Annotated in this window: 8 protein-coding genes; all 8 read left to right on the plus strand. The window is 39.9% G+C overall.

Annotated features, from left to right (window positions below):
- Positions 1 to 301 precede the first annotated feature (301 nt).
- Complete coding sequence (locus AB4517_RS17780; protein WP_372149049.1) at positions 302 to 1,009, plus strand: 3-deoxy-D-manno-octulosonic acid kinase; 708 nt, start codon at positions 302 to 304, stop codon at positions 1,007 to 1,009.
- 133 nt (positions 1,010 to 1,142) lie between these two features.
- Positions 1,143 to 2,156, plus strand: coding sequence for a UDP-N-acetylglucosamine 4,6-dehydratase (inverting) (pseB, locus tag AB4517_RS17785; RefSeq protein WP_372149051.1), 1,014 nt, complete (start codon positions 1,143 to 1,145; stop codon positions 2,154 to 2,156).
- Positions 2,153 to 3,328, plus strand: a complete 1,176-nt coding sequence (gene pseC / locus AB4517_RS17790) for a UDP-4-amino-4,6-dideoxy-N-acetyl-beta-L-altrosamine transaminase (RefSeq protein ID WP_372149054.1) — start codon at positions 2,153 to 2,155, stop codon at positions 3,326 to 3,328. Before pseB ends, pseC begins: the two co-directional genes overlap by 4 nt.
- Entirely contained in the window at positions 3,328 to 4,008 is a 681-nt protein-coding gene (gene pseF / locus AB4517_RS17795; RefSeq protein ID WP_372149056.1) for a pseudaminic acid cytidylyltransferase, read from the plus strand. The genes pseC and pseF overlap by 1 nt, the downstream gene beginning before the upstream one ends.
- Positions 4,009 to 4,015: 7 nt before the next feature.
- Positions 4,016 to 5,092, plus strand: coding sequence for a UDP-2,4-diacetamido-2,4,6-trideoxy-beta-L-altropyranose hydrolase (pseG, locus tag AB4517_RS17800; protein ID WP_372149058.1), 1,077 nt, complete (start codon positions 4,016 to 4,018; stop codon positions 5,090 to 5,092).
- Positions 5,070 to 5,714 carry a formyltransferase family protein gene (locus AB4517_RS17805; protein ID WP_372149061.1) on the plus strand — a complete coding sequence of 215 codons (645 nt, stop codon included), beginning with the start codon at positions 5,070 to 5,072 and terminating at the stop codon, positions 5,712 to 5,714. Before pseG ends, AB4517_RS17805 begins: the two co-directional genes overlap by 23 nt.
- Positions 5,707 to 6,780, plus strand: a complete 1,074-nt coding sequence (gene pseI, locus AB4517_RS17810; RefSeq protein WP_372149063.1) for a pseudaminic acid synthase — start codon at positions 5,707 to 5,709, stop codon at positions 6,778 to 6,780. The genes AB4517_RS17805 and pseI overlap by 8 nt, the downstream gene beginning before the upstream one ends.
- 29 nt (positions 6,781 to 6,809) lie before the next feature.
- Positions 6,810 to 7,439, plus strand: a 630-nt coding sequence (locus AB4517_RS17815; RefSeq protein WP_372149065.1) for a hypothetical protein, incomplete at its 3' end; no start/stop codon positions are given.

A 7,439-nucleotide genomic window follows, 5' to 3' on the forward strand; every position in this document is an offset into this window, starting at 1 on the left:
AAAGTATGCTCCCGCCCTGCTAATGAGTTCTTTATTATGTTAGAAACAAAGTGATTGTAGGCATCGAACTCGGTAAATGAGTAATACAAGCTTAATATGTATTATCAAAGCAACTGGATACTATGCAGGTGTGAGCTGGGCTTAAGAGTTAAATAGTTTTGTATGGAGTCGCACACTACAAGTTTATTGAGAATTATTAGTCCTGTTGATTATCATAGTGCCCCAAAATTTATTAGATTTACAGGTAGTATACTGTGATTAACATTTATCTATATTTACATAAACCGCGAGTGTTGATGTCATGATTCAGAGTTATCGACAAGATAATCGTATGATTTGGTTTGATGATGAAATCATTCAAGATCCTTCACTACAATTGTTCGATGTTGCCTATTGGCAAGATCAAAAAAAAGTTCTGGGCAGTGCTTCAGGGCGAGGAACCACTTGGTTTGTTCAGCTTGATACAATGCAAGCTGCCCTTCGTCATTATCGCCGTGGTGGTTTGTTTGGCAAACTTGTGAAAGAAGATTACTGGTTCTCCGGATGGGAGCAAACTCGTAGCGCTCAAGAACTTAACCTGCTCCTGACTTTGATTGAATCTGGGGTTAGCGTACCTCGCCCTATAGCCGCCAGAGCGGTAAAGAATGGTTTAACCTATCAAGCGGACCTTTTGAGTGAAAGAATTCCTAATGCTAGAGATTTGGTTAGTATTTTGCGTGAAAAACCATTGTCACAAAATATGTATCAGAAAATAGGGCAGGAAATTGCCAAGATGCATAATGCTAATGTGAACCACACTGACTTGAACATTCATAACATCTTAATTGATGAACAAGAAAAGGTGTGGATTATCGATTTCGATAAGTGTTATCAACAGGAGCATGGTGAGTGGAAAATGCAAAATTTAGAGAGATTAAGGCGCTCTTTTGAGAAAGAGCTAAATAATAGAAAAATTCATTGGCATCCAGCAGATTTTGAAACTTTAGTTAGCCCGATTACTACTTCTTAGGCTGGCATTTTAGAATACTGTTTAGGCGCTTTCACCTAGTGCAAGAGGTGGGGGGAAGTGCTAGCATATCGCAATTATCATCCAAAACTATTTGAGGTACAGGCTGTAGGCCTGAGCGGAGAAAAACAATATTATGTTGAATTCAAAAACAGTCCTAATCACAGGTGGCACGGGTTCATTTGGCAAGCAGTTTATCAAAACAATCTTAGAGCGTTACTCTGAAGTAAAAAAGATAATTATTTTTTCTCGTGATGAGCTGAAGCAGTTTGAAATCAAGCAGCAATATCCGCATAAGGACTTTCCTCAATTACGCTTTTTTATAGGCGATGTTCGTGACCGTAATCGCATGATTCAAGCGTGTGAGGATGTAGATGTCATCATTCACGCTGCGGCAATTAAACAGGTAGATACTGCAGAGTACAATCCGACTGAATGTATTCGTACCAATATTGATGGCGCAGAGAATGTGATTAGTGCGGCTCTTGCGTGTGGTGTGAAAGATGTCGTTGCTCTCTCGACCGATAAGGCATGTGCACCAATTAACTTATATGGTGCTACGAAACTTGCATCGGATAAGCTATTTGCCGCTGCGAACAATATTAAAGGCTCAAAAGACATTCGTTTCAGTGTCGTACGTTACGGCAATGTTATGGGCTCTCGTGGTTCAGTTATTCCATTCTTTATGCAGAAAAAAGAAGAAGGTGTACTGCCAATTACACATAAAGAGATGACGCGTTTTAATATTTCTCTTCAAGATGGCGTGAATATGGTCATGTATGCACTTGAAAACCATTTGGGTGGTGAGATCTTTATTCCTAAGATCCCTTCGTACAAAATTCTAGACATCGCTGAAGCTATTGCGCCGGGCATGGCAACAAAGGTTGTTGGCATTCGCCCAGGAGAAAAACTTCATGAAGAAATGATCACTGATACTGATTCTCTCAATACAATTGATTTAGGTCGTTATTACGCGATCCTTCCTTCTGTCTCTTTTACATACACAGAAGATGAGTACATGAATCACCATAAGGCTGAGAAAGTGCCTTTTGGTTTTAAATACAATTCAGGTACCAATACTGAGTGGGAAACGATTGAAGGTCTACGTGACCTAATCAAAGAACATATTGATCCTAAATTTACAGTGTGAGTAGAACAGTGATTCCATACGGCAAGCAAGATATCAGTCAGCAAGACATTGATAGTGTAGTTGATGTCCTTAAATCTGATTTTCTAACTCAGGGACCACAAGTTCCTGCGTTTGAAAAAGCGTTAACAGAACATACTGGTGCTCAGTATGCGTTAGCAGTGAATAGTGCAACCTCGGCTCTGCATATCGCTTGTTTGGCTTTAGGTTTGGGGGAAGGTGACTGGTTGTGGACAACGCCTGTTACTTTTGTTGCGTCTGCAAACTGTGGTCTTTATTGCGGAGCTAAAGTGGACTTTGTTGATATTGACTCAGCAACTTATAACATGTGCCCTAAAAAGCTAGAGCAAAAGCTAATTACTGCTAAAGCGAAAGGAACTCTACCTAAAGTCGTGGTTCCTGTTCACTTATGTGGTCAGCCTTGTGATATGGAATCCATTGCTAAGCTAGCCAAAGAATATGGCTTTAAAGTCATTGAAGATGCTTCGCATGCGATTGGCGGCCGATATCAAGACCAACCGATTGGTAATTGCGAACATTCAGATATCACGGTGTTTAGTTTCCATCCAGTAAAGATTGTGACTACTGCCGAAGGTGGCGCTGCTCTTACTAATAGTAAAGAACTGTCTGATAAAATGGCGTTGCTGCGTAGTCATGGTATTACGCGAGATCCTGAAATGATGACGGAAGCTTCTCATGGAGGTTGGTATTACCAACAGGTTGATTTAGGTTTCAACTACCGCATGACAGAACTTCAAGCGGCGTTGGGTGTTACGCAAATGCAACGTCTTGATGAATTTGTTTCGGCGCGTCATCAGCTTTCGAAACGTTATAATGAGAAACTGATCGATCTACCTTTAGTGTTACCTTATCAATTGCCAGAAACTTATTCTGGTTTGCATTTGTTTGTTATTCGCTTGCATTTAGGTGAGATTGAATTGACCCACAAACAGGTATTTGACGCGCTACGTGAGCGAGGTATTGGTGTGAATCTACACTATATCCCTGTTCATACTCAACCTTACTATCAAGATATGGGTTTTGCTGAAGGGGACTTCCCTGAATCTGAGCGTTACTACCGTGAAGCTATCTCACTTCCTATGTTTCATGGAATGAGTGAGGTTCAGCAAGACACAGTAGTGAACACATTGACTGATATATTGCAGGGGCGCTAATGAACATTGCAATCATCCCCGCTCGTGGTGGCAGTAAACGTATACCGAGAAAGAATATTAAAGCGTTTCATGGTAAACCTATGATCGCTTATTCTATAGAAGCCGCTGTGGCATCGGGTTGCTTTGATAAAGTGATTGTTTCTACGGATGATACAGAAATTGCAGAAGTCGCAAAAAAATACGGTGCAGAAGTACCGTTTTTGCGCCCTGGTGATATTTCTGACGATTACGCGACTACTATGGATGTAATGGCACATGCTATACGTTGGTGTAAAAGCGAAGGGTGGGATGTAGAAGCAGTCTGTTGTTTGTATGCAACCGCCCCGTTTGTTTTACCTGAAGATATTCAGAAAGGTTACGAGTTACTTAGGGGTGCTAGTGTGCAGTTTGCATTCAGTGCTACATCGTTTCCATTTCCGATTCAACGTGCAATCAAGCTTGATGAGCAAGGTTCTGTTTCGATGTTTTCACCTGAAAATGAACAGGTTAGATCGCAAGATCTTGAAGAAGGGTACCATGATGCTGGCCAATTCTATTGGGGGCAACCATCTGCTTTTTTAAACAAGCTATCAATTTTCTCTCCCCACTCTAAAGCTGTACTCCTGCCTAGATGTCGTGTTCAAGATATTGACACGCCTGAGGATTGGGAGCTGGCAGAGAAACTGTTTAGTATTCTTTAAAAGCACTATGAAAAAAATAATTTTCCGCGTAGATGCATCTGTTTGGATAGGTAGTGGGCATGTTATGCGCTGCTTAGTACTTGCTGATGAATTGACCCAGCATGGTTATCAAATAGCATTCGCATGCATTCCTCAAAAAGGGGACTTATGCAGCTTTATTGAAGACCGTGGATACTCGATAATCAAGCTTACACCACCTGAATGTCAAGTTACCCCAAAGCACACTGGTGATTATTTGGGCTGGCTTCAGCGTAGTATTGCAGAAGATGTCCACGACTTTGCTCCATACCTCGAAGGTGTGGAGTGGGTCATAAGTGATCACTATGCACTAGGGGAAGAGTGGCAAAAACAAATAAAACAACGTGCTAATGTACGAATATTGGCCATTGATGACCTTATAAGAAAACACTGTGCCGACATTGTATTAGATCAAACACTATCTAGAAGAGCCGATGCGTATGAAACAACAGGAAAAGTGTTAGCTGGTGTCAATTATGCTTTGTTGAACCCTCAGTTTAGTGAGTTTAGAAGCTTCGCGGAAAATAGGCAGCCAAATTTAAACAGTCCCAAAATTCTGATCTCGATGGGGGGCATTGATTTACCTAATGCCACTTTTGCTGTTTTGCAATCCCTAGAAAGTGAAAATATGAGCGCACAAATCACAGTGTTGATGAGCCCTCGTTCTCCCCACTATAACCAAGTTTCTGATTGGTGCAAAGTTAGGGAAAATATCGAGCACATTGATTTTACCAATCATATGGCTCAAATGATGCTGGAGCATGATATCGCAATTGGTGCGCCTGGTAGTACTAGTTGGGAGCGAGCTTGTTTAGGCTTACCTAGCATTGTAGTCCCTTTAGCGGACAATCAAAAAGACATTTGTCGTCAGTTAGTTGTAGATAACTTATCTCGAAAGGTTGAACTAAACTCTATTAAAAATGAGTTATTTAAAGCTTATAAAGAGGTATGCTCAGATTGGCATCAAATGCATCTAAACAATTTAAGAGTATGTGATGGCTTAGGTACTCGTAGAGTCGTATCAGAAATCATAGAGCTAGAGAATGAAAGTAACAATTTTATGTAGCGATAGCTGCCACCCTGTTTATAAGTACTTGCTCCATTGGCAGAAAGCCAATGAGAGCAAGTACAAAATTGAAATATTAAACTCTGTGAGCTCAATACAAGAAGGTGGAGATATTCTTTTTTTGATTTCGTGCTCAGAGATTGTTAGACAAGAAGTAAGAGATAAATTCAACTATACATTAGTGTTACATGCGAGTGACTTGCCTCAAGGGCGAGGCTGGAGCCCTCATATTTGGGATGTACTAAATGGTGCAAAAGAGCTGACTCTTTCACTACTAAATGCCGAAGATAGTGTAGATACAGGTGATATTTGGCAGAAGTTAACAATTCCAATGGATGGTCTAGAGCTCTATGACGAAGTGAATAGAAAGCTATTTGATGCCGAACTTCAGTTAATGGATTGGGCATGTGAAAATATTTACACCTCAAAACCAGTCAGTCAGCCAGACTGTGAGAGTAGCTACCACAGGAAAAGAACCCCAGAGGATAGCCAGGTTGATATTGATAGAAGCATAGTCTCTCAATTTAACCTGCTAAGGATAAGCGACCCAGATAGATATCCTGCTTACATTGTAGTGAAAGGGCAAAAATACAAAATTAGATTGGAGAAAGTCGATGACTAACACATTTATTGAAATTGATGGCAAAAAAATTGGTTTAGGTTTTAAACCATATATTATTGCTGAACTTTCTGCGAATCATAATGGTGATATTAATAATGCATTCAAGATTATTGAGATAGCTAAAAAATCTGGGGCTGATGCTATTAAGTTGCAAACCTACCGTCCAGATACAATCACGATAGATAGCGATAATGAAGACTTTCAGATTCGTGGTGGGTTATGGGATGGAAACAGTCTATACCAACTTTATGAGTGGGCTCATACTCCATGGGAGTGGCATGAAGCTCTATTTGAGAAAGCGAAAGAGGTTGGGATTACAATCTTTAGTTCACCTTTTGATTTCACCGCTGTCGATCTACTTGAAGAATTGAATGCTCCTGCATACAAAATCGCCTCTTTTGAGTTAGTCGATCACGCTTTGATTGCGAAAGTAGCTAAGACTGGTAAGCCAATGATCATGTCAACAGGTATGGCTAATGAAGAAGAGATTAATGAAGCCATTGCAGTTGCCAAAGAGAACGGTTGTAAAGAGCTAGTTGTTTTACATTGTGTAAGTGGATATCCAGCACCTGCAGATCAGTACAATTTGAAAACCATTAAAGACATGCAGGAACGGTTTAATGTTCTGTCGGGTCTATCTGATCATACTATTGACAATGCAACGGCAGTAGCCTCAGTTGCTTTAGGTGCGTGTTTGATTGAAAAACATGTGACACTTGATCGAAACGGTGGTGGCCCAGACGATAGTTTTTCTCTAGAACCTCATGAGCTTACTGCACTTTGTAAAGACACAAAAACAGCATGGCAAGCAACGGGGCAGGTCAATTACGAAAGAACGGAAGCTGAAAAAGGAAACGTAAAATTTCGTCGTTCTTTGTACGTAGTCAAAGATGTAAAAGCGGGTGAAATGCTTACGGAAGATAATGTTCGAAGTATTCGACCTGGTTTTGGGTTAGCACCAAAGTTCTACGATGAAGTCATTGGAAGAATAGCTAAGCAAGATATTAGCCGTGGGACACCAGTTAGCGTTGGTCTACTACAGAGTATTGATAACAACCTATCATAAATAATACTATTACTTTCTAGGAAATATAAATGTCTAATATACTCTTTATACCTTCAGATAGAAAGGTGTGGATTGATTTTGCTCAATTACTTGAAAGTAAGGGAGCAAAAATAAAAATGTGGGTAGGTCCTAGCTCTCTTGATAGTATTGCAGGAGAATCTTTTCCTAATTGCACGATTTATGATTTTTATAACTCGCATCGAGGGAATACTGGTGTTGGAAGTATCCAATATTCAGCAAGTAAAGAGGTGTTAGGAGACCCTAGGTTTTATATATTAAAGGATAAAGCTTATAAAATAATGGATAGGCAAGATGACTTGCGAATTTTTAGTCGTCTAGAGAGAGAGTCATTATTTTATTTGATTTTTAATTCATTTTATAGTGAGATAATTAAGAATAAGATACAAACTTTTGTTTGTGGGGAGGCTCCGCATTCAACGGTTGGTATTATACTATATGGAATCTGTGAACTGTTAGATATCCCTCGTTATCATCTAATGGGCTCTTCTGTAGTTCCTGCAGGTCATATATGTAAAGACTTTTATGGTCAAAAAATACCAGTGTCAACGTTAGATAATTCATTTAAGGAAGAATGTAAAAAACATCTAGGGTTATTTATTGATTCATTTTCTTCTATCGCTGATGAGCCTCTTTACATG

Source organism: Vibrio sp. 10N.222.52.C3, from assembly GCF_041474195.1.
GTDB classification, from domain to species: domain Bacteria; phylum Pseudomonadota; class Gammaproteobacteria; order Enterobacterales; family Vibrionaceae; genus Vibrio; species Vibrio crassostreae_C.